We start from the raw sequence: 22,342 nt of genomic DNA on the forward strand, positions 1-22,342 counted from the left end.
AGGTTCGCGCTGCTCGTGCCGCTGGTCCCGTGCGGGATGGTCATGCGGCCTCCCCCGGTGTCAGGGCGCGGCCGTGCGCGCCGACGACGGGCGTGCGCAGGGTGCCAAGCCGGTCGATCTCGACCTCGACGACGTCGCCGGGGGTGAGGAGCCACGGCGGGGTACGCACGTAGCCGACGCCGTCGGGGGTGCCGGTGGCGATGACGTCGCCCGGGTTGAGAGTGAAGGTACGGCTGATCAGGGACAGCACGTCGCCGACGCCGAAGATCATGTCGCGGGTGTTGCCGTCCTGGACGATGGCGTCGTTGACCCGGGTCCGGACGCGAAGCCCGTCACGCAGGTCCCCCACCTCGTCGGCGGTGACGATCGGGCCCATCGGGCCGCTGCGGTCGCCGTTCTTGCCGAGGGTCCACTGCGTGGTGAGCTTCTGGGCGCGGCGGGCGGTCAGGTCGTTGAAGGTGGAGTAACCGAGGACGGCCGCCCACGCGGTGCCGGGGTCGGCCTCGCACAGCGGTTCGGCCACGTACGCGGCCACCTCGCCCTCCCAGTCCAGGCCCGCCTCCCCCGCCGGAACCGGCACGGGCACGCCGCCCACGCTGAGCGAGGCCGTCCACCGGCCGAACAGCGTCGGGTGTTCGGGCACCTCGAAGGAGCCTTCGGCGGCGTGGGCGCGGTAGTTCAGCCCGACGCAGATCACCCGGGCCGACGGCGGCACCGGCGGCACGAAGGTCACCGACCCGGCGGGCACGCCCGCGCCGGTGAGCTGTGCGGCCTTCGCCGTCCAGCCACGGGCGTCGGCCCAGAACCGCGACACGTCGGTCACGACCCGCACGGTGTCGCCGTCCAGTTGGGCGACGTGCACGGTGTCGTCCCCTGGGAGCCTTACCCCGGCGAGCTTCACTGTCCGTCCTTCCAGTCGAGCGACACGAGCTTGAGGTCGAATGCGATCTCCTCGTACGGGCCGTCCATGTCCCATCCGCCGGTGCCCGGCCGGGGATGGCAGACGAGTTCGTCCTTGACCGCGTAGGCGGCGTCGGAGCCGAGATAGGGGTCGCCGGCCAGGAACACGTGGGTGGTCAGCGGCCGGTGGCCGGCGGCGGTGACCCGGTAGTGCAGGTGCGCGGGCCGCATCGGGTGGCGGCCGATGGCGTGCAGCAGCTCGCCGCCGGTGCCGTCGGTGGGCACCGGGTAGCTGCTGGGCCGGATGGTGCGGAACCAGTAGCGGCCGTCGGCGTCGGTGGTGAACAGGCCGCGCAGGTTGCCGGCGTCCTGGGTGTCGTCCTGGGTGTCGTACAGGCCGGTGTCGTTGGCCTGCCACAGGTCCACCAGGGCGCCGGGCAGCGGGGTGCCGTCGCAGTCCAGGACCCGGCCGTGCACGACGGTCGGGACCGCCCGGTCCCGCTCGGGGCCGAAGCTGATCCAGGCGCCGAGGTCGCGCGCGGGCGCCGGGGAGTGGAAGGGGCCTTCGACCGAGGACGGCGTCATGCCTTCCGGGCCGACGTGGTTGACGTCGTCGACAGCGGTGGTCAGGCCGAGCATGTCGGACAGCAGGATGAACTCGTTGCGGTCGGGGGTGCACATCTGCCCGGTCCGGATGAGGAAGTCGAGGCCGGCGATCCACTCCCGCTCGGTCGGGCGTACTTCCTCGACGAAGGCGTGCAGGTGGGTGACCAGGGCGGAGACGATCTCGTTGATACGCGGGTCCGGGCCGTCGACCTGGCTGAGCACCTGCCGCAGCAGCGGGGTCATGCGGCGCTCCCGAGGTGACTGAGCAGGAACGCGGCGGTCAGGCGCAGGTGGTCGGGGCGGTCGAACTCCGCGCCCTCGTGCCCGGCGCCGCCGAGCAGGATCATCGTGGACTCCGCTCCGGCCCGGACGAGGGCGTCGTGCAGGGCCAGGCTCTCGGAGGAGGGCGTGATCCGGTCCCGGTCGCCGTGGGCGATCAGGAACGGCGGCGCGTCGGCGCCGACCCAGGTGAGCGGGCTGGCGGCGCGGGCCGCGGCCGGGTCCTGGGACACCTCGGCCAGGCCGAGCAGGGGGCCCTCGAACGGCGGGTTGAGGATCTCCTTCTCCAGCCAGGTGCGGCGGGAGTTGGCGAGCAGGTCGCTCTGGCCGAACCAGTGCACCACCGCGTCCACGTGGCTGGACTGGCCCAGGTCGTCGCCGACCGTCCCCTCCAGCTCGGTGTTCTTGGCGGTCAGTCCGGCCATGCTCGCCAGGTACGCCCCGGCGGACGCGCCCCAGACGCCGATCTTCTCGGTGGCCAGGCCGTACGCGGCGCCGTGCGCGCGTAGCCAGCGGACGGCGGCCTTCACGTCGTGCACCTGCGCGGGATAGGTGGCCTGGGTGGCGAAGCGGTAGTCGGCCGAGGCGACGGCGATGCCGTAGGAGGCGATGCGTTCCAGTCGCTCGGTGGCGCCGTCGCGCTTGTCGCCCACCTGCCAGCCGCCGCCGTGCAGGTAGAGCACGACGGGGACCGGGTGCCCGGTCGCCGGCAGGTAGAGGTCGAGGGCGAGCGGGGTGCCGTCCACCGTCGCGTACTCGATGTCGGGCTGGATGCGGGTCACGCGGGCTGCCTTTCGTCGGTCAGGTGGAGCCGGGCGGCCAGTTCGTCGACCAGCGCCGGGAGGCCGTCCGCTGCGGCGGTGCCGAAGACGTACCAGTCGGGCCGGGTGATGTAGGCGTCGGCGTCGTGGTCCTTCAGGAAGCGGGTGTAGACGCCGTCGAGGTCGGTGACCGCGTCCGGGTCGGCCTCGTCCTCCAGGACGGCGACGGAGCAGCCGATCGCCTCCAGCGTGCCGCGCTGCGTCTGGGTGAGTCGCGGGGTGTGTCGCGTGATGAGCTGGAAGCCGTGGCCGAGCAGGTCGTCGCCGCGGCCTTCCGCGCCGCCCTTGCGCAGGCGGCCCTGCGGGGACAGGGAGCCGGTCACCGCGGCGACCGAGCCGTCCGCCTCGCGATGCAGCACGCCGTGCTCCAGCTTGGGGAACGGCGGCGGTGGCGGGTTGAGGTTGTTGCGCATGGCGTGGTTGCGCTGCTCGGCCTCGTCCGGGTCGACGATGTTGACCAGCCGCGACAGGCCGTCGCTGGCGAACACGATCGCGGACACGTGCGGCTCGCGTTCGGCCTGGTAGGCGTCCAGCAGGTCCTCGCCGGCGGCGCCGGACAGGACGAGCGAGAGCTTCCAGCCGATGTTGCGGCCGTCGCGGATGGCCGAGCAGCCGCCCTGCCCCATGTACGGCGTCATGGTGTGCGCGGCGTCACCGGCGATGAAGACCCGGCCGGTACGCCACCGCTCGGCCACCCGGGTGTAGAAGTGGTAGACCACCTGACGGCAGATCGACATCTCCTGCTCGCCGAGACCGTGCTCGTCGCGCAGGAAGTCCCAGGCGACCTGCGGGTCGTACATCCGCTCCTCGTCCTCGTCCTCGTGCAGGCGGATCTCGAAGCGCTGGCGCAGGGCGCCGAGCGGCATGTACATGTGCGGCCGCTTCGGATCCATGATCATGATGAGCCGGTTGAAGCGGTCGGGCAGGTCCGTCAGCTTGTTCATGTCGAAGTTGAGCCAGCGCTCGTGCAGCCCGTAGTCGCGCATCGTGATGCCGGCCGCCTGGCGGACGAAGCTCGCGGTGCCGTCGGCGCCGATCACGTACCGGGCCTGGATCGTCCGTTCGTCGGCGGGGTCGGTGGAGTGCTTGGGGCGGACGGTGAGCTCGACGTGGTCGTCGTATTGGGTCAGCCCGAAGGCCTCCGTGCCGCGGTGCACCTCCACGTTCGGCAGGGCGTCGACCTTCTCCCGTACGACGGCCTCCACGTCGGGCTGGAAGATGGAGGAATGCGCGGGGAATCCGCACTGCTGCCCGCTCCAGTCCAGGCTGAGCAGCGGCTCGGCGGCGGCGTCACCGAAATGGCAGGCGGTCAGCGTCACGGCGGTGCTGAGCGCCTTGTCGATGGACGAGCCGGTGGCCTGTACGGTGCGGCAGGCCTCCCCGTCGAAGGTGACCATGCGCGGCAGCGGATAGAGCTTGTGCTGGCGTTCGAAGACCACCACTCGATGTCCGGCGGCGCCGAGGGTGGCCGCCGCCACCTCGCCCGCGGGGCCGTAACCGACGATCGCCACGTCGTAGATGTCAGGCACGTGTGTCTCCCAGAAGATGCGGCGCGCTCGGCCGGCCCGCCTTCAAGTCCCGAAAACTGTCTAAAGGTTCGGGTGTTTTATGTGAGTGTGCCGCCTCGTAACCAGCAGGTCAAGGCTGCATTACAGGCTATTTCAGGAATGTTGCGTTCGGCGCGGACGCGATCCCGCCCGGGGCCCGGGCAGGCACGCTGACGAGCATTCCCTCATAGACGCCGTCCCGCGCGCAGTCCTCGGCCAGGTCGCGCAGCCACCACAACTCGCCCAGCGCCATGCCGAAGCTGCCGATCAGCATCTGGTGGATGAAACCGAACGGCGCCGCCCGCGGGCTCGTGTCCGCGGGCCACGCCTCCACCGCGAAGGTGTCGGAGGCCACCGCCGCACAGTGGGCGTTCCACAGATAACGGCAGACGTCCTCGGAATGGGCCAGCCCGGGAGCGCGCAGGTCGCGTGGCAGCCGTCTGCGCACGTCGTCCGGCTGATCGGCGTACCAGCCGGTGAAGCCGGTGTGGAGCAGCAGGATGTCGCCCGTCCGGTAGTCGATGCCGGCGATCTTCCTGGCCGTCTCCAGTTCGTCCGGGCCGAACTCGACCGTCGTTCCCGGATCGTAGGGGCGGCCGAGGGCCCGCATCGCCGCGGGCATGTCCAGCAGGACGCCGCGGCCCGTCATGCCGTGATCGGCCCAGCGCTCGACGGTGTTGCGGCGGCCCGACAGGATGTCGGCCGCGCTCGCCCCGTTGTAGTACACCTCGCGGCTGTAGCCGATGTGCGCCAGCGAATCCCACTGGCTGCCCGCCTGCGGGTACACGTTGTCCCACACGTCGTCGAAGCCGATACCGCCCGGCTGGGCGATCACGTGGTGGCGTGGGTTGCCCCGGTTGCTGTTGAGCGGCGGGGAGAACATCCCCAGCGGCGCGTCCAGCGGAAAGCCGGCCCCTCTGCGTACCAGCTTCGCGGCAGCGGCCACGCGTTCGGGGGTGAGCAGGTTCACCAGCCCGAGCTGGTCCTGCTCGCCGAACAGGCCCCAGGCGCTGCGCCCGCCGTCCGGCGCCGGCGGCAGGTCGTCGTAGTCGGGAAGCTGCATTTCGCCTACCAGGGCAGGAAAAGCGGAGGATCGGGGAAGAACCCGCCGTTCTTCTCCACGGCGGCGGCGACGTACTCCTTCGACTCCGCCAGCCGCTCGCGCACCGGCGCCCAGTCGGCGGTCAGCACGCCGGCGCGCTTGCGCACCTGGCCGGCGATGATGACGGTGTCGATGTTGCCCGGGTGCGCCTGGGTGATCACGGTGGCGTACGGGTCGTGCACGGGAGCGGTGTTGACCGCGTCCGCGCGTACCAGGATCAGGTCGGCCTGCTTGCCGGCCCGCAGGCTGCCGATGCGGGAGGACTGCCCCAGGGCTTCCGCGCCCCAGAGGGTGGCGGCCTTGAGCATCGTCTCGCACGACGGCGGCACCGACTCCGGCGCTCGTCCCGCGGCCATGCCCTCATCCGCCGCCAGCAGCCGTCCCACCTGCATGGCCGTACGGGCCTGCTGCAGCAGGCTGCCGGAGACGGAGGTGGTGACGTCACAGCCGAACGTGCAGTGACCGCCCGCCGCCAGCACCCGCTCGGTGGCCGGACGTCCCATGCCCATGGCCATCTCGGCTTCCGTGCACGTCGCCACGGAGCCGCCCGAGTCGGCCACCATGCGCAGTTGACCGGCGGTGGCGTGGTTGAGGTGCACCCACACCAGGTCGGGGCCGAGCAGCCCGGCCTCCTCGAACACGGCCAGGTCGTCCACCGGCTCGTGGAACAGGATCGCCAGCCCGTTGGTGGTGCTGCGCAGTCCCAATCGCCGCGCGCCCGCCAGTTCCGTACGGATGCGGTCGATACCGACCTCGGGCAGGTCCGACAGCGCGATCCCGAGCGTGACGAGCGCGTCGTCGGAGGCCAGGCGCCCCTCCCGCAGCCTGGTCGCGAGCGCGAGCCGGCCCGCCGCGGTCGCCAGCGACTCGTCCTGGCCGGGCACATCGCTGAACCCCAGCGCGAACTGCGTGCGGATCCCGGACTCGGCGCTGCCCTCGATCGCGGCGTCGGCGTGCTCCGGCGTGCTGACGGCGTGGCAGAAGTCGAGCACGGTGGTGACGCCGGCGTCGATCGCCTCCAGCATGCCCGCCAGGTTGCCCACCCGGATGTCCTCGGGCCGGTACACCGCGGAGGCCTGGAACCGGATGCTACGGAAGTAGTCCTTCAGCACCGAGTCGCCGGTGAGCCCGCGCAGGCCCGCCTGCCAGACGTGCCGGTGCGTGTCCACGAGCCCGGGCAGCACGATGGTCCCGGTCGCGTCGATCACGTCGGCGTCCGCCGCGAGCCCCGGGCCGATCGCGGCGATCACGTCGTCCTCTATCAGCACGTCGGCCGTGAGCGGCCGTTCGCCCGGCTCCATGGTGAGTACGGTCCCGCCCTTGACGAGCACACGATTCATGGCAACCCTCCTAAATACCTGCTGGCCAGCAGGCTAGTCGATGAACATAAACACCCGGACGTTTAGGGTGTTATGTTCTCGCCGGAGCGTACCCTTCGGCCGTCGGATTGACTAGGAATCTGGTAGAATCGTTCGGGTGGTTAACGCTGAATCCCTGACGCGCGCGGAGGCGCTGGCCGCGGACATCGAGTCGATGATCAGCGATCGCGATCTCGGCCCCGGCGACCTGATCGGCACGATGGACGAGTTCCGCGACCAGTCGGGTTACGGGCGCGCCACGATCAGCGAAGCCGCGCGCCTGCTCAACGACCGCGGCACCGTCGAGATCCGTCCCGGCCGCGGCGGCGGCCTGTTCGTGGCCCAGCCGAACGTGATCGTGCGCCTACGGCACACCCTGCTGACCGTCCGCAAGATGCCCGCCACCGTGGCCGACGCCATCGCGGTGCGCGAGGCACTGGAGCCGCTGATCGCCGTCGACGCGGCCCAGCACCGTACCAAGCAGGACATCTCCGACCTGCGCAAGCTCATGACGGCCCTCAAGCGCGCCACGACCAGCACCGACCGGTTCATGCGGGCCAACTGGGCGCTGCACGAGCGCATCGCGGAGATCACCCACAACCACCTGGCCAAGGCCGTCTACCTCAGCATGACCCGGTGCATCACCGACCTGTCCGAGCACGCCGACCCCGACGACGACAGCCGCACCGAGGACTACCTGCGTCTGCGGGTGGAGGTGCACGCCGAGCTGGTGGAGGCCATCATCGCGGGTGACGTCGCACGGACCGCCGCGGCCGTCGACCGCCACCACGCCCCCGCGCAGATCTGAGGGTCACTGGCCTTGCATGAGCCGGGTCAGGCGGTCCCAAGCCGGGGATGAGGCTCCGGGCTGGGATTGCGCCGCCAACCGGGCGATGGCCGGGTTGTGCACGGGACGGGTCTCGGATCGGCTGTCGTGATTCGTGAACCAGTTCCGGGTACGCTCCGCGAGGGCGGGGAGGCGGGGATCGCTCGGCGACCACTCGTAGGCGGCGTCATGTTCGAGGTAGAGGGCGCGGAACCCGGGATCGGCCATCAGCTCGCGTTTTTCGTCGAGCCACAGGGAGGCGTCCTCGGGTGAGGCTGTCCGCATGAGGATCCAGCCGTCGCGTTCCAGGCACCTCTGGCGCTCGCTGACGCCGAGTTCGCGCAAGTCGTCGAGATAGTCGGCGACTTCCGGGGAAACGAAGAGCCGCTCGCCACCGCGCAACTGCGCGAGTTGATCGCGGATTCGCCCCAGTTGCGCCATGCGGTCCTGGAGGTTGTGGTCGATCTCGGCGATGGCCGCCGTGAGCGCGTCCGGGTCGGCGTCAAGAAGGTCTTTGATGCGGGCCAGTGGCACGCCCGCATGGGCCAGAGTCCTGATCTTGACGAGGTCGATGGCGTCTTTGGCGGTGTAGCGCCGGTAGCCGGACGAGTCGCGGCCGGGCTCGGCGAGCAGGCCGCGCTCGTGATAGTGGCGGATGGCTTTGATGGTCACTCCGGCGTAGTCCGCGAGCTGGCCAATCGTGAGCATGCTGGACATCCTTCCACTCGGCGGTCAGGTCGTTCGCAAGGGTCAGGCCCGTCGAGTCAGCCGGCCGCCGCCGTTGCGGAAGCGCGCTTGGCCGTCGCGGACGTCATGGAAGGAGACGAGCAGCAGCCGCAGATATCCGTCGAACGTCTCCAGCGGGTATCCGGCGGGCGCGAAAAGGCCGGGCCGGATCGGCACGTAGCGCTGCGGCGGGGCGGAGGTCGTGCCGCCGGCGAACTCGGTGAAGATCTGCTCCTGCGATTCGTCCGCCGGTTCGTAGGTCATCCGCTCCTCGAGCTGGCCTTCGACGATACTGACGTCGATGCGGAGCTGATTGGAGCGGTAGGTGCCCACGTACGGGGTGAGGTCGACGTCCTGCCCCGCTTCGGTGACCAGGGTGGGGATCTGGACGCCGAGATGTTCGCTCAGGAGCCACTGCAGGATCTGGTCCTGCAGCATGATCGCCCCCGAGGTGTTGCCGAAGGCGGTGAAGACCAGGTCGTGTTCGGGAACGACGCACAGGATGGACACGCCGCCGGGCGAGGCGCCCGACATGGCCAGGACGGTCGTGTCGCCGAACGGGTACAGCACCCAGCCCAGGCCCATCGGCGGGACGTTCGGGGTCGCCATGTCGTGCGAGGCCCGCCGCATCAGCGCGGTGGACTCGGCCGACAGGACGCGGGTACCGGACGGGGACACACCGCCCGCGAGGTGGGTACGTCCGAAGGCGAGCAGGTCGGCGATGGTGCCGATCGGCGTGCCGCCGGCCGGCCCCCAGGTGTCGGGCAGCATGAACATGCCGGTGGGCTTGGCCGCCATGGTCTCGGGGTCCAGGAAGTGGCCGATGGCCGTGCTACGCAGGATGGCCTGCTCGGCTGAGGTGCTGGAGCTTTTCATGCCGACAGGTGCGTAGACATCGCGCTCGAGCAGGTCGGGGAAGGACATGCCGGTCACCACTTCCAGCAGGCGGCCTGCGACGATCATGCCGCCGTTGGAGTAGCTGAGCTGCTCGCCCGGCTCGAACAGGGTGCCGCAGCTGCTCGCGAGACCGTCGACGTAGGTCTTCAGGGCGTCGCGGCCCTTGGCATCGGGGAAGAACAGGTCCGCGTCGATGCCGTTGGTGTGGGAGATCAGGTGCCGGACCAGGATCTTGTCCGCCGCGCCCGGCGCGGTCAGGGCGAATTCGGGAAGGTACTTCACCACCGGCGTGTCGAGGTCCAGCAGTCCACGCTCGACCTGCCGCAGGACCAGCGTGGTGGTCAGGACCTTGGTGACAGAGCCGAAGAGGAATCCGGTGTCTTCGAGCATCGGTGCGCCGGTGGCGACGTTCGCGGTGCCGTGGGCGACGACGATCTGCTCGCCGGCGTGATAGACGCCGGCGACGAACCCGGGGACGTTGCTGGACTCGCAGTAGGCGGCGGCCTGCTCGCGGATCTGGGCCTCGACGGTGTGCAGTGCGTTGTTGTTCATGTGAAGAATCGTCGGACCTTGACCCTAGGGCAAGGTCAAGCCCACCCACGGAAAATCGATGAGCTTCTTTGGTCGTCGAGGCGAGCGCTGACCACGGTCCGGTTACTCGCCTGCTTCGCTCTTGACCAGATATGCCAAACTTCCCCCATATACGGCATAGATAGGCGAAATGGCGGCTTGTGGAGCTACGGGACATCGAGATCTTCCTGGCCTTGGCCGAGGAGCTGCACTTCGGCCGCGCCGCCGAGCGGCTGCACGTCTCTGTGGCCCGGATCAGCCAGGCGATCAAGAAGCAGGAACGTGCCATCGGTGCCGAGCTTTTCGCGAGGAACAGCCACAGCGTCCGGCTCACGCGGCTGGGTGAGCAGTTGCGGGACGACCTGCGCCAGGTGCACCAGGGCCTGACGCAGACCCTGGAGCGGGCTCGGCTGGCCGCACGCGGCAAGACCGGCACGCTCCGGGTGAGCCTGTTCCCGACCAACATCCAGGAGCTGCGCCGCTACTGGGAGACCTTCCGCGCCCGGCACCCGCAGTGGGACCTGCGCCTGCGGATGTCGCCTTACGGGGATCCGTTCGCCCAGCTACGCAACGGGGAGGCCGACATCCTGGTCACCTGGCTGCCGGTCGAGGAGCCCGACCTCACCGTGGGTCCGCTGCTCTTCGCCGAGCCGAGGGTGCTGGCCGTGGCCGGCGACCATGCGCTCACCGGGCGGTCCTCGATCTCCCTGGAGGCGGTCAGCGACTTCCAGCACGTGGCCATCGAGTCCGCGCCCGGCTACTGGTTCGACCACTACGCCCCTGGGCTCACCCCCAAGGGCCGGGCGATCGACCGCACCGCCAAGGTGGACAACCTCGAGGAGGTCTTCATGGCCACGGTCCTGGGCGAGGCCGTCACCCTCTTCCCAGCCCACGTGACCTGGTATTACCCCCGCCCCGACATCGTTTACCTGCCCGTCAACGACATGGATGCGCTGCCGTACGGGCTGGTGTGGCGCAGCGCCGCGGAGAACGACATGATCCGCGCCCTCGCCCGCGTCGTCCGCGACCTGGGACCGCTGCCCGGCTGAGACCGTCCATCGCCCTCGTCAACGGTCGTGTTGTTGCCGACCATGCCGATGCACCAGCGTGTCCTCCCTTGCGTGAAGTCTGGGGTTAACGCAGCGTTGCAAGATCCGGCATTGCTCCGACCAGGCCGTACTGACAACCTTGATCTAGAAAGAAACACCACATAGGGGATAAAACGTGGCAAGCAACCACATACGAGCAGGACCATGAATATTGTCACCTCAACGGTCGTCTTCACCGTCGACGACCTGGCAGGCTCCCGCCACTTCTTCACCACCTATCTTGGCTTCCGCGAGGTGCTCGACACCCCGGAATTCACCTGGCTGAGCCGGGACGATGCGGCCGCCGACATCCTGCTGTACCAGCGCGACCTCGAACAGCCGCGAGAGCGGATCGCGCAGCCGGTGGTGGCGTTCGCGGTCACCGATCTGGCCAAGGAATACGCGCGCCTGAGCGCCGAGGGCGCACCCATCACCAGGCAGTTGTGGCGCAACCCGTGGGGTGAGTGGCTGACGCGTCTCACCGACCCCAACGGCATCGTCGTCGAGCTGACCGAATGGATCGCGCCCGGCGGTGGCTGATCTTGCCCGGGGTCGTGTCAGCGGCCGCGTCAGGACGGCGACGGCCCGGTATCAGAGCGGTCGGCGATGGTTAAGCCATGAACGGTTCAGCGACTGCGGCCCCAAGGCTGAGTGAGAGCCACCCGCACCGACCCGTTCCATTGAATTTCGCAACAATCTAAAGGAGTACATCACCATGTCCATCACCCTTACCGACCAGGACAAGCTCACCCTGCGCACCGCCGCTTGGGGCGCCGTCTCACTGATGTCCGCCGCTGGTGCCGCCGGCTCGGCCCACAAGGTCGCCACCCACGGCTCCATCGCCCTGACCTCCGCGACCGGTCCGGTCGGGCACGTGCTCACCAAGGCGCCCAGGGACGTGAAGTGGGGCAAGTCCGTAGCCGACCTGGCCGACCAGGTGCTGCCGGCCCTGACGGCGGCCATGAGCCTGCTCAAGCAGCAGGATCCGGCAGAGGCCGGCAACTTCCGCAGCACCGTCACCGTCGCCATCGAAGCAGCCGCCCAGACCCACCAGGGCCAGCCCAGCCCCACCATGACGGAGATGGCCCGCAAGATCACCGAAGCCCTCGACGCCGCTTGATGGGATGTCAGGTCGTCACGGGGTCCGCTCCGGACCCCGTGACGCGGCGGCGAACCGGGCCATTTCCCATTTGAAGGAGTACACCACCATGACCAGCACTTTTACCGACCAGGACGAGCTCACCCCGTCGACCGGGCAGGACCGCCCGGAGCTGCAGAAGGCCATCCAGGAGATCGTCGATTCCGGTTTCACCGGGGTGTCGCTGCGCGTACACGATGAGCGGGGCGAGTGGGCCGGCAGCGCCGGGGCAGCCGAGCTGGGCGGGGCCGCGAAGCCGCCGACGAACGGGCATGTCCGGATCGGCAGCAACACCAAGACCTTCACCGCGACCGTGGTGCTGCAACTGGTGGCCGAGGGCAAGATCGAGCTGGACACCCCGGCGGCGGACTACCTGCCCGAGTTCGGGCTGGACGAGCGGATCACGGTGCGGATGCTGTTGCAGCACACCAGCGGGGTGTTCAACTTCACCGGCGATTACTACCCCGAGTTCGTGCCGGGGATCGTCTGGTCGGGCCAGGAGTGGGTGGACAACCGCTTCAAGACCTACCAGCCGGAGGAGCTGGTGGAGCTGGCGTTGTCCAAGCCGGCGCGGTTCGAGCCGGGGACGGCCTGGAGCTACTCCAACACCAACTACGTGCTGGCCAGACTACTGATCGAGAAGGTCACCGGCCGCTCGCTCGCCGAGGAGATGCAGCGGCTGATCCTGGGCCCGCTCGGACTGTCGGACACCGTCGTGCCCGACACCTCACCGGAGATCCCCGAGCCGCACGCCCACGCCTACTACCGCTACGAGGACGCCGGCCAGCAGAACACGGTCGACGTCACCCGCCAGAACCCCTCCTGGATCTCCACCGGCGGCGACATGATCTCGACCACCCAGGACCTCCACACCTTCATCTCCGCACTGGTCGGCGGCAAGCTCCTACCGGCCCCGCTGCTGACCGAGATGTGCACCCCACACCCGACCGGCATCCCGAACATGGACTACGGCCTGGGAGTGTTCGTGGTGAACACGGACGGCGGCACCCTCATCTCCCACAACGGCGGCATCGCGGGCCATGGGGCGCTGATGTACAGCACGCCCGACGGCAGCAAGACCCTGACCGCCGCGCTGAACTATGTGGACGACGTCGCGATGTCCCTGGCCGTGGCGTTCCAGGAGGCGACGCAGCGGCTCGTCAAGGAGGTGTTCGGCGGCGGGCAGGCCGAGCCGGCTCAGTAAACAGGGCTGAGCACCGTGGACCCGTACGCCTTGAGATCTATAGGACGGGATGGGTGTGAATCTTCGCCCACACCTTGTGGCCCACCTCGTCGTCGCCCTCGCACCCGACCTGGTCGGCGATCGCGGCGACCAGGGCAAGCCCCGGCCACACTCCGCATCAGTCCGGAAGGCCGCGCCGAAGCGGGGACGGCCGCCCCAACCGCAGTCATAAACCGCGACAGTGATCGTGGCGGTCGTGCGGGTGATCTCAACGATGAAGGTCCCATCGGAACGGCCGCTGCTGGTGTGCCGCAGGGCGTTCGCCGCCAACTCGGCGACGATCTGCTCCGCATCGTCCCGGCAAGGGGCATCGGCCAGGAGGTAACGGGCGAAGTGGCGGGCGTGCGGGAGCCGGTCGAGGCTGCCGGGGAAGGTGCGCCGCCAGACAAGGCCGCCGGGGGTGCAGGTCGATCATCGCGTCGATGTGTTCGCGTAGGACCGGACGGGATAGCCCGGTGCTCGGGTCCTGCTCGCGTTGCCGGGGAATGAGCAGGTGAGCAGGTACGTCCACCGTTTCGGTGATGTCGGGCACTGGGATCCTCCGTGGACACGTGAACCTCGTCATCCCTACGGTGCCCGTCGGGCGTGCCGCGTGGATCCCCATCGCATCTCCATTGATCACCCATGCGACATTGACGCTGACCTGCGCGAATCTGTCGGCGTCGAGGATCGGCGCCCCGACGCGGTCTCGATTGATCTCCCTGATCGCCCTATCCGCGACCTCGCACGCACGACACAACGAGGCTGGAGACCTGGCGCTAAGGCGACCACATGGCGCCAGAAAATCCGACCTGGTCTGGGCCCACTGCCCGTACAGCGACAACGCCGCTGACTTCCATTCGAGCTCCAAGATCGTTCCCCGCGAGGTGTCGATCTCTATCGCGATGAACCCAAGACGAGGATCGGGGTGACGGCACGAGGTACCGTGGTCCCATAAGCGCGCAGCCCATCCAGGACGCCCCGCCGTACGATCCTGTCGCGATCCTGAACTCCCTGCCGCCCGCCAAACGGGCGCACTTCCTCGCCTTGTATGAGGAAGCCGTCGAGGCTGCCCGGCATCCCCACCACTACCACCGGCTGCACGAGCTGCTGCACACCTGGTGGCTGAAGGCCGAGATCTACGCGACCGACCCGGACTTCGACCGGACGCCGGAGGAAATCCTGGCAGAACTCGGCGAGGGCGTCCCCCTCACCGAAGCGATCCCCGACTGGCAGCAGCGGCTGCGTGGGGCCCGCCGCCGGTGAGCCACCGAATCGAGCTGGCACCTGCCGCGCTCGCAAAATGGCCAACTTCCCTGACGAGGCCATGACCGCACTCGTCTAACGGTCAGCGCACCTGATCGATGCCCCCTGGGATGCCTTCCCCGTCTACCGCGACCGAACTGACTTCCGCGAGACAACCTTCGGTGCGTTCGGAATCATACGGTTCGTCGTGGACGACGACCAGGAGCTGATCCGCGTCTACGAGATCGTGTGGGCCGGATGACTCAGAGCTCTGGAAACGACTGAGTACTTCCCACCGCACCGGCCCTGGCAGCCGGAGCACGCTGACACCTTCGGGAAGTTGAACTGGAGCATGCAGGCATCCGTGTGGCGGCCCGCTGCGGCCTTGATCGATCTCCCTATCCGCTCGCGCGGAATGTGACCGTCGCTTTACAATGAGTGGCGATCCCAGGCCAGAGGGGGTGCGAATGTCCGGCGACGGCTACCGGGTGTTGCTACAGGCTCGCTCCTGGAGTCAGCACCTCAGGAAGAAACACTTCACGTGGGATCAGATCGCCGACGTGCTCGCGCTCACCCACCAGGTGAGCCCACTGCGGCTCTATCGGCTGGCACACGGCCACACCGCAGCCGACGTGGTGGCCATGGTCAACGACGCCGACCTCGCGGGCACGGCCGCACTGCGCGAGTCTCGGCTGTACGACTTCGAGTCCTGGCCGGAGGCGGGGCGCCGGCCGCCCGTACGTCTGCTCACCGTGCTGGCCAAGATCTACCAGACCACCGCGCGCAACCTGGCGCGAGGCGAGGACCTGGTGGCGTACGGGGCCGCTGATCGTGAGCTGATCGACGGTGCGGATTTCCGCGACCTGGACGCCAATCGGGCCGCTGGAGCGCGTGTCACCATGGAGGTGAACGCGGCAGCCCGACCCGCTGACACGTTGCCCTTGAACGCCTCAGCGTGCGTGCAGTTGCTGCGTGCCACCGGCATCGAGGAGGCCGATGTGAAGCGACGGGAACTGCTCTTCGAACTGGCTCTGGTGCTCGGCGGCACTAGAGCGCTCGACCTGCTGCGAATCCTCACGCCTGAGGAGGAGGAACACCTGGCCGGGGCGCTGCGGAGCACCTGGCGGGTGGACGAGACCACGGCGCGGACCTTCGAGAAACTCCAGATGCATGCGCGCCGGGCCGACGACGTTTCCGGGCCCGCCACACTGCTGCCGGTGGTCAACGGACAGCTGGCTGCGATCGGGCGGCTCCTTGCCCGGGAGTCGATGCTGCCGAGCATGCGTGACCGGCTTCTCGATACGTATGCGCAGATGTCGCAGCTCGCTGGCTATCTCGCCTACGACCTGCTTGACTACGCGGCGGCCGAGCAGTCGCTGAACAACGCGCTGCGCGCGGCACTCGACCTCGGGGACCCGACGTTGATCGGCTACGTGCATTACTGGCTGGGCAGGCTGGCCGCAGACCAGAATCGGACAGCCGCAGTTTGGGACCATGCCTTCGCCATTCAGAGCTGGGCCACCCGGTCTCCGAGCAAGTTGCTGGCACCGCTGCATGAAATGTTGTTCTCGCGCGTCTATGCCATCACGGGTGATGCTGCGGCGAGTGCCCGCGCGCATGACAATGCGCTCGCGTTGGCGAGAGCACCCAAGGACAACGAACGGGCCTTCCTGCACTGGGTCTCGCCACCGGTGGTGGAACTCGGGAGGATCGCCTTGCAAGTCCGGCTGAATCAACCCAGACCCGCCATTGAGGCGGCCGAGCAATATCTGGCCGGGCACGATCCAAGGTTCAAGAGGCGTCATGGGTTGGTGCTCGCTCGATACACCAGCGCCTTGACCTTGGCCAAGGAGATCCCTGAGGCGGCGGCCAAACTGACAGAGGCTGCCGTCATCACCAGGCAGCACAGCTCGGCTCGGCTCACCGATGAGATCGGCCAGGCGCGAGCCCGGCTGGAGCCGTGGGCGGACACCAGTTACGTTCGCCAACTGGACGACACCCTGCGATCGTGCGGCCTCACTTCGGCTTGTCCAGCAGGAGGGGCTTGAGCTGGCGGAAGAATTCGGTCGCGTCCGCCAGAGAATCCCGGCCCGGTGCGTGCTCGATGATGTTGACAGTGAGAAGGCGCTTGTAGTCGGGCGTCCATCCGTATACGAAGGCGATGGTTTTGTCCTTGGCGTTCTTCCGTCGCGCTGCGAAGCCTGGCCCCAATTCGTCGGGCAGGTCCTTCCCATGGGTGGACAGCTTGGTGTTCTCCAGGTCTTCCGCGTCGTTTGGGGATGGGTCGAAGACTTCGACCATGAGCCCCAAGCTGCTATCGGGCCCCCCTTTCTCGCGCACCGAGCATGACGCGAATTTCAGCGAAATGGCTATGTATAGACCGGGGAATCCGGGTGAATGGCCTCAGAGCCAGTCGCGGCGCTTGAAGACCGTGTAGAGGACCAGGCAGACCACACCCATCAGCAGCATCGCGAACGGGTAGCCGAACGCCCAGTGCGTCTCGGGCATGAAGTCGAAGTTCATCCCGTAGATGGTGCCGACCAGCGTCGGGGCGAACAGGATGGCCGCCCAGGCGGAGATCTTCTTGACCTCCTCGCCCTGCTGGATGCTGGCCTGGGTCATCCTGGCGATCTCCTCGTTCTGCGCCTGGGTCACCAGCGTCGAATTGACCAGCAGGATGTCCTGGAGCATCTGCCGGAAGGAGGCCACCCGCTCCAAGACCGTGATGGCGTGGTCGGCCACGTCACGCAGGTAGCTCTGCAGCTCGTCGTTGACGCCGTACTTGGCCGCCCCGGCGATGAACCCGTCGATCATCCGCACCAGCGGCGCGGTGGCCCGCTGGAACTCGATGACCTCGCCCGACAGCTCATAGACGCGCCGGGAGACGGACGGGTCGCCGCCGAACACCTGGGCCTCGATCTCCTCGATGTCCTTCTGCAGCCCGGCGACCACCGGGGCGTAGCCGTCGACCACGGCGTCGAGGATGGCGTACAGCACCGCTTGCGGTCCCTGGCGGAGCAGTTCGGGGTCCGACTCCATGCGCTTGCGTACGGCCTGCAGGTCGGGCGCCTCTGCATGCCGTACGGTGATCACGAAGTTGAACCCGACGAAGACGTGCAGCTCGCCGAACGCGACCTCCTCGACGTCGTCGAGGTAACGGGCGGCGCGCAGGACGACGAACAGCATGTCGCCGTAGCGGTCGGCCTTGGGCCGCTGGGAGCCGACGATGGCGTCCTCGATGGCCAGCGGGTGCAGCTGGAACTCCTCGGCGAGCTTGGCCAGCTCCCAGTCCTTCGGCCGGTACAGGCCGATCCAGGCGAGGCTGTCGGGCAGCTCCTTGAGGCGTTCGAAGGCGTCGGCCAGCGAGCTGGGGTCGTCGACCCGCTTGCCGTCCTGGTAGATGGCGTTGTCGATGACGGTCGGCTGGTAGGGCGCCTGTTCACCGGCGCGCGGATCCATCGAGTACTCGGGCGCCGCCTCGCGGGCGGCGCCACCGTTACCTCGTCCGAACCCCTTCAGCCGTGCCATATGCGCCCCTTACTGAAAATCTGCCGCGAGCTCGTCGAGTGCCCGCGTCGCCCGGTCTCGGATGGACTTGCGCCATATCGGCGTCCACCCGAACAGCAGCCCATACGGCCTGCCCAGCGCCATCCGCGACCATCGCTTGAAGTCGAAGTCGTCGTGATGCCTGACGATCGCGCCGTCCTCGAACCTGAACAGCGCGTCGCTCTCGTTGACCACCTCGCGGCCCGTGTCGGAGAAGGTGTAGCGGGAGGACCAGTGCGCCGTGCCGGTGAAGTCGTCGGCCGTCACGCCGCTGAACTCCGACTTCAGGCCGTCGCGCGCACCCAGTTGCAACCGCCACATCGCCATCACCCTGGGCCGGCCCTCCACCTCCTGGAAGACGGGGTCACCGAAGCTCACCTCGGGGTGATAGCACCTTTCCATCGCCGCGTAGTCAGCGCGGCCGAGTGCCTCGTAGAAAGCGCGGATCAGCGCCACGTGCTGGTCGTTCACCCTGCCTATCAGACCATGATTATGCCGTTATGCCAGCATACGGCCCTCAACCAGTCTTTTCCCAGGTCGAGCCGGTGAAGAGCACGCAGCTGGTGTGCGTACGAATATGGAATTGTCGGGAAATCGGTGCCAAGCACCACCTTCCCCGCAAGACCAAGATCAAGCAGCGCGGGCCGCAACCTGTCCGGAAAGGGCATCCTGACCTGGGTGAAGTCGGTGAAGGCCATGGTCGTGTCGAGCGCCACCCGCTCGTAGCGGGCGGCCAGCTCGAAGAACGGGTCGTACTCGGGCATGCCCAGGTGCGCGATCACCACCCGCAGCCGAGGATGTCGGCGCAGCACCGCGCCGATCGGCTCGGCGCCCAGGAAGCCGCTGTCGACCGGCACCGAGCTGGCGTGCACGATCACCGGCACGCCCGCCTCGGCGAGCAGGCCCCAGACCTCGTCCAGTTCGGGCGCCCTCGGGTCGAACCCGCCCACCTGGAGGTGCACCTTGAAGATCCGCGCGCCGCGCTCCAGCGCCCGCCGGACATAGCCGGTCGCGCCCGGCTCCGGGTAGAAGGTCGCGGACGGCAGGCAGCCCGGGGTACGACGGGCGAAGTCGAGCGTCCAGTCGTTGAGATCGGCTGCCATATCCGGCTTGTGGGCATAGGCGAGGGCGGGAAAGACCCGCACGCCCAGCTCGCGCAGCCGGGCGAGCCGCTCCTCCACCGGCCACAGGTACTGGATCTTCCAACCGTCCCCCATGAGGGGCCCGCCGTGGGTGAAGTGGTGCCAGACCCGGCGTTCCATGCGCTCCGGCAGGAAGTGCACATGCAGGTCGATCAGCCCGGGCAATCCCAGTTCTCGCCACCATTCCGGAACCTCGGCATCAGAATCCCGTTCTGTGAGCACGACTGAGACTTTAGCTGGATAGGGTCATACCTCGATGGACAAGCTCTGGGCTCACCTGATCGAGGTTCAGCCTGCCCCCGACCCATGGGTCGTGGTGGTCTCGGCACTCGTCGCGCTCGCGATCGTCAGCTTCGGCATGTCCTGGCAACTGTCCAGGGGCCTGATCACGATCGCCCACGAAGGCGGCCACGCGCTGATGGCGCTGGCCACCCGACGCAAGCTCGAAGGCATCCGGCTGCATTCGGATACCTCGGGCGTGACGCTGACCAGGGGCCGGCCCAACGGCCCCGGCATGGTGCTGACCGCGCTCGCGGGCTATCTGGCGCCGTCGCTGCTCGGGCTGGCCGCCGCGTGGTTGACCGAGCAGGGGCGCATCACGCTGCTGATGTGGACCGTGCTGCTGTTCCTGGTCTGCATGCTGCTGCTGATCCGCAACCTGTACGGCGCGCTGATCCTGCTGGCGACGGGTGGTGCGGTGTTCGCCCTGTCGATGTACGCCCCGGACAACGTGCAGCAGGTCGTGGCCCTGGTGGCGGTCTGGTTCCTGCTGTTCGGCGGGGTGCGGCCGATCATCGAGTTACAGCGCAAGCGGCGCAGGCGGCAGGCGCGCGACTCCGACGCCGACCAGCTCGCCAGGCTGACCATCCTGCCCGGCGGCTTCTACGTGTTCTTCTTCCTGCTCGTGGCGGGCGCCTCGGTGGTGGGCGGCGCCTATCTCATGAACCCGCTCTAGCGACAGTCCCTACAGGTCCGGCAAATCACATTAAACTCGCCCGTGACAGGGGGGAGTACTGTGCTGCCAGTCGAGGACGCGCCCGGCTACCGGGTACTCGATCAGGCCGGCCAGGGCGGTTTCGCCATCGTCTACCGCGCCTACCAAGAGCGCCTCGACCGGATCGTGGCGCTGAAAGTCCTGTCCGTGGACCGGGTCGATCAGCGGACCATGCGCCGCTTCCAGCGCGAACTCCAGCTCACCGGCCGGCTCACCGGCCATCCGAACGTGGTGACCGTGTTCGACACCGGCGTGACGCGCTCCGGCAAGCCGTACATCGCCATGGACTTCTTCGAGAACGGCTCCCTGCGCGACAAGGTCCGCAAGGAGGGCCCGCTGCGGGTGCCCGACGTGCTGCGCGCGGGCGTGAAGCTGGCCGGGGCGCTGGCCGCCGTACACGAGGCAGGGGTCCTGCACGGCGACATCAAGCCCCAGAACATCCTCATCTCCCGGTACGGCGAGCCGGCCGTGGCCGACTTCGGCGTGGCCAGGGTCGTCGACTCGTCGGAGATCTCGGCCACGGCGCAGGCTTTCACGCCCTTACATGCCGCGCCGGAGGTGCTGACCGGGCAGCCGCACTCCGCCTCGAGCGACATCTACTCGCTCGGCTCGACGCTCTATCACTTACTCGCCGGCCAGCCCGCCTTCCACAGCCCGACGGACCCGTCGATCGCGCCGCTGATGTACCGGGTGCTGAGCGCGGAGCCACCGCCGATCAACCGGGCGGACGTGCCGCGTGTGGTGTTCGAGACGGTGCTGCGGGCGATGGCGAAGCAGCCCGATGTGCGGTACGGGTCGGCGCGCGAGTTCGCGCAACGGCTGCGGGAGGTGCAGGCGGAGCTGGGGCTGTCGGTGACGGACCTGGTCGGGCAGGATCCCGGTCCCGGGCCTGCCACGTCGACGGCGCCCCGGCGACCGGACCCCGGCGAGTCTCCGGCGGCCGGTCCCTCGACGGGTGCCCACCTAGCCGGGCCGCCCGTGACCGGGGCATACGCACCTGCCCCGATGGCCGCGCCGGGGGGCGGGCCCCAGGCGGCCGGATACAGCCCGTTCGAGCCACAACCGTCGGGCCCTCAGCAGGCCGGTCGTCAGCCGTCGGGTCCGCAGCAGTCCGGGTACAGCCCCTTCGAGCCGCGACCGTCCGGCGCGCAGCAGCCGGGGTACGGCCCTTTCGAGCCGCCGCCAGCCGGCGGGCAGCAGTCCGGGTACCACCCCGCTGGGCTCCAACCGTCGGGGCCGCTCGGCGGGCCTCAGCCATCGGGGCCGCAGCTCGGCGGGCCTCAGCTGACCGGTTCCCAGCTCGGCATGGACGGGTCGGCCGCTCCCGCCACGGTCCCACCTCCGCATCCAGCGCAGACCGGTTCCTCGTTCGGAGCCGCGCACCCGTCGCAACCGGGCTATCCACCCAGCGGCGCCTATCCCCCATCGGGTGGCCTCTCCCAGCCCTCGCAAAGCCATCCCGAGCAGGGTTATCCCACCCAGAACCAGCTTGCACAGGGCTATCCCGCACAGCATGGTCTCGCACTGGGCGGTCTCGCAGCGGGCAATCCGTCCCCGGGCAATCCGTCCCCGGGCGGTCCGGTGCACGCGTCGGCCGGGCTCCCGCCAGCGCGTAGGGGAAGCCGGGTGGCGGCGATCGGAGCCGCCGCCACGATCGTGGCGCTCGCGGGCGCCGGGTTCGCCGTCTACCTGTCGCGACAGAACGCCGCCGCCGTGGCCGACCCACAGACGTCCCAGCTCCCGTCGGCCTCCCCCAAGTCGTCCAAGAACACGGGCACCATCGACAAGGACGCTCTGGCCGCGCTGGCCCCGCGCAAGGTACAGGTGGTGGCCGACCGGGACACGCTCGTGGAGCTGCGGTGGACACTGCCCAAGGAGTCCGCCCGCTACCCGGTCGTGGTCCAGCACTCCCCGGCCAGGCAGGGCGAGCAGGCGATCACCGCCCTCCAGCCCGGCACCACCTCAACCCGCGTGGCGGGCCTGGACCCGGACACCGGCTACTGCTTCCTGGTCGGCGTCCCGCTGCAGATCTCGAAGACCAGCAAGGTCGCCTGGTCCAAGCCGGTCTGCATCAGAGGCGCGGTCGCCAAGAACGGCTAGATCGGGTGACGGTCCACGCGCAGCACCGCGACCTCGCGCTGAGGCGCGTCCATCAGGACATAGGTCACCGAGATGCCTTTGTGGTCCCACACGTACATGTTGCCGGTCAGGCTGAGCCGGCGGCCGTTGCCCGGCGTCAGCCGCAGTACCTCGTAGATCCCCAGCAGGATGTCGATCTCCGGGTCGGACAGAGCGTCGATCTGGGCTTCGGCGATCGAGCTGCCCATCCTGATGT

General features: G+C 68.7%; 22 protein-coding genes and 1 pseudogene. 9 read left to right on the plus strand and 14 right to left on the minus strand.

What is annotated here, in order from left to right; genetic code table 11:
* Positions 1-40 precede the first annotated feature (40 nt).
* From AB0F17_RS29785 to AB0F17_RS29810, 6 genes are all read right to left on the minus strand, one after another.
* A complete protein-coding gene (locus AB0F17_RS29785) occupies positions 41-901 on the minus strand; it encodes a fumarylacetoacetate hydrolase family protein (RefSeq protein WP_358029373.1) in 861 nt (286 codons plus the stop codon).
* On the minus strand, positions 898-1,749 hold the full coding sequence (locus AB0F17_RS29790) for a dioxygenase (protein ID WP_358029376.1): 852 nt from the start codon (positions 1,747-1,749) through the stop codon (positions 898-900). Before AB0F17_RS29790 ends, AB0F17_RS29785 begins: the two co-directional genes overlap by 4 nt.
* Positions 1,746-2,567: an alpha/beta hydrolase gene (locus tag AB0F17_RS29795; RefSeq protein ID WP_358029379.1), complete on the minus strand. Its 822-nt coding sequence runs from the start codon at positions 2,565-2,567 to the stop codon at positions 1,746-1,748. The genes AB0F17_RS29790 and AB0F17_RS29795 overlap by 4 nt, the downstream gene beginning before the upstream one ends.
* Positions 2,564-4,135 (minus strand): bifunctional 3-(3-hydroxy-phenyl)propionate/3-hydroxycinnamic acid hydroxylase, encoded by a 1,572-nt coding sequence (locus AB0F17_RS29800; protein WP_358029382.1) that lies wholly within the window; start codon positions 4,133-4,135, stop codon positions 2,564-2,566. Before AB0F17_RS29800 ends, AB0F17_RS29795 begins: the two co-directional genes overlap by 4 nt.
* Positions 4,136-4,262: 127 nt before the next feature.
* Positions 4,263-5,216, minus strand: a complete 954-nt coding sequence (locus tag AB0F17_RS29805) for a cyclase family protein (RefSeq protein WP_358029385.1) — start codon at positions 5,214-5,216, stop codon at positions 4,263-4,265.
* 5 nt (positions 5,217-5,221) lie between these two features.
* A complete protein-coding gene (locus AB0F17_RS29810) occupies positions 5,222-6,595 on the minus strand; it encodes an amidohydrolase family protein (protein ID WP_358029387.1) in 1,374 nt (457 codons plus the stop codon).
* 136 nt (positions 6,596-6,731) lie between these two features.
* Between AB0F17_RS29810 and AB0F17_RS29815 the strand changes: the two genes are divergently transcribed.
* A complete protein-coding gene (locus tag AB0F17_RS29815) occupies positions 6,732-7,421 on the plus strand; it encodes an FCD domain-containing protein (RefSeq protein ID WP_358029389.1) in 690 nt (229 codons plus the stop codon).
* 3 nt (positions 7,422-7,424) lie between these two features.
* Here the strand turns inward: AB0F17_RS29815 and AB0F17_RS29820 are convergent, their stop codons facing one another.
* On the minus strand, positions 7,425-8,147 hold the full coding sequence (locus tag AB0F17_RS29820) for a MerR family transcriptional regulator (RefSeq protein WP_358029392.1): 723 nt from the start codon (positions 8,145-8,147) through the stop codon (positions 7,425-7,427).
* Between the two features lie 42 nt (positions 8,148-8,189).
* The gene (locus tag AB0F17_RS29825; protein WP_358029395.1) at positions 8,190-9,614 is read right to left on the minus strand and encodes a serine hydrolase domain-containing protein; all 1,425 of its coding nucleotides are present in this window, start codon (positions 9,612-9,614) and stop codon (positions 8,190-8,192) included.
* Between the two features lie 179 nt (positions 9,615-9,793).
* On the opposite strand from AB0F17_RS29825, the gene AB0F17_RS29830 reads away from it, so the two are divergent.
* The 4 genes from AB0F17_RS29830 (at position 9,794) to AB0F17_RS29845 (ending at position 13,062) form a co-directional block, all read left to right on the plus strand.
* Positions 9,794-10,681, plus strand: coding sequence for a LysR family transcriptional regulator (locus AB0F17_RS29830; protein ID WP_358029398.1), 888 nt, complete (start codon positions 9,794-9,796; stop codon positions 10,679-10,681).
* 204 nt (positions 10,682-10,885) lie between these two features.
* Positions 10,886-11,260, plus strand: a complete 375-nt coding sequence (locus AB0F17_RS29835; protein ID WP_358029400.1) for a VOC family protein — start codon at positions 10,886-10,888, stop codon at positions 11,258-11,260.
* A gap of 175 nt (positions 11,261-11,435) precedes the next feature.
* Complete coding sequence (locus AB0F17_RS29840; protein WP_358029403.1) at positions 11,436-11,840, plus strand: hypothetical protein; 405 nt, start codon at positions 11,436-11,438, stop codon at positions 11,838-11,840.
* Between the two features lie 88 nt (positions 11,841-11,928).
* On the plus strand, positions 11,929-13,062 hold the full coding sequence (locus AB0F17_RS29845) for a serine hydrolase domain-containing protein (RefSeq protein WP_358029405.1): 1,134 nt from the start codon (positions 11,929-11,931) through the stop codon (positions 13,060-13,062).
* Positions 13,063-13,209: 147 nt separating this feature from the next.
* On the opposite strand, the pseudogene AB0F17_RS29850 reads toward AB0F17_RS29845, so the two are convergent.
* Positions 13,210-13,461: pseudogene (locus AB0F17_RS29850) on the minus strand (ATP-binding protein); the annotation flags it as partial.
* A gap of 588 nt (positions 13,462-14,049) precedes the next feature.
* Here AB0F17_RS29850 and AB0F17_RS29855 point away from each other — a divergent pair.
* Entirely contained in the window at positions 14,050-14,346 is a 297-nt protein-coding gene (locus AB0F17_RS29855) for a DUF6247 family protein (RefSeq protein ID WP_358029863.1), read from the plus strand.
* Between the two features lie 446 nt (positions 14,347-14,792).
* Positions 14,793-16,373 (plus strand): hypothetical protein, encoded by a 1,581-nt coding sequence (locus AB0F17_RS29860; protein WP_358029408.1) that lies wholly within the window; start codon positions 14,793-14,795, stop codon positions 16,371-16,373.
* On the opposite strand, the gene AB0F17_RS29865 is transcribed toward AB0F17_RS29860, so the two are convergent.
* From AB0F17_RS29865 to AB0F17_RS29880, 4 genes are all read right to left on the minus strand, one after another.
* Positions 16,342-16,626 (minus strand): hypothetical protein, encoded by a 285-nt coding sequence (locus AB0F17_RS29865; protein ID WP_358029410.1) that lies wholly within the window; start codon positions 16,624-16,626, stop codon positions 16,342-16,344. The two genes, AB0F17_RS29860 and AB0F17_RS29865, sit on opposite strands and share 32 nt — an antisense overlap.
* 102 nt (positions 16,627-16,728) lie before the next feature.
* Positions 16,729-17,853: a magnesium/cobalt transporter CorA gene (corA, locus tag AB0F17_RS29870; RefSeq protein WP_358029412.1), complete on the minus strand. Its 1,125-nt coding sequence runs from the start codon at positions 17,851-17,853 to the stop codon at positions 16,729-16,731.
* 9 nt (positions 17,854-17,862) lie between these two features.
* Positions 17,863-18,342: a nuclear transport factor 2 family protein gene (locus tag AB0F17_RS29875; protein ID WP_358029415.1), complete on the minus strand. Its 480-nt coding sequence runs from the start codon at positions 18,340-18,342 to the stop codon at positions 17,863-17,865.
* Between the two features lie 8 nt (positions 18,343-18,350).
* Entirely contained in the window at positions 18,351-19,235 is an 885-nt protein-coding gene (locus tag AB0F17_RS29880) for an amidohydrolase family protein (RefSeq protein ID WP_358029417.1), read from the minus strand.
* Between the two features lie 34 nt (positions 19,236-19,269).
* On the opposite strand from AB0F17_RS29880, the gene AB0F17_RS29885 reads away from it, so the two are divergent.
* Entirely contained in the window at positions 19,270-19,968 is a 699-nt protein-coding gene (locus AB0F17_RS29885) for a M50 family metallopeptidase (RefSeq protein ID WP_358029419.1), read from the plus strand.
* A gap of 60 nt (positions 19,969-20,028) precedes the next feature.
* Positions 20,029-22,107: a protein kinase gene (locus AB0F17_RS29890; protein ID WP_358029421.1), complete on the plus strand. Its 2,079-nt coding sequence runs from the start codon at positions 20,029-20,031 to the stop codon at positions 22,105-22,107.
* Here AB0F17_RS29890 and AB0F17_RS29895 read toward each other — a convergent pair.
* Positions 22,104-22,334: a hypothetical protein gene (locus AB0F17_RS29895; protein ID WP_358029424.1), complete on the minus strand. Its 231-nt coding sequence runs from the start codon at positions 22,332-22,334 to the stop codon at positions 22,104-22,106. The genes AB0F17_RS29890 and AB0F17_RS29895 overlap by 4 nt on opposite strands.
* Positions 22,335-22,342 lie beyond the last annotated feature (8 nt).

Origin of the sequence: Nonomuraea sp. NPDC026600, from assembly GCF_040638335.1 — a bacterium.
GTDB lineage: Bacteria > Actinomycetota > Actinomycetes > Streptosporangiales > Streptosporangiaceae > Nonomuraea.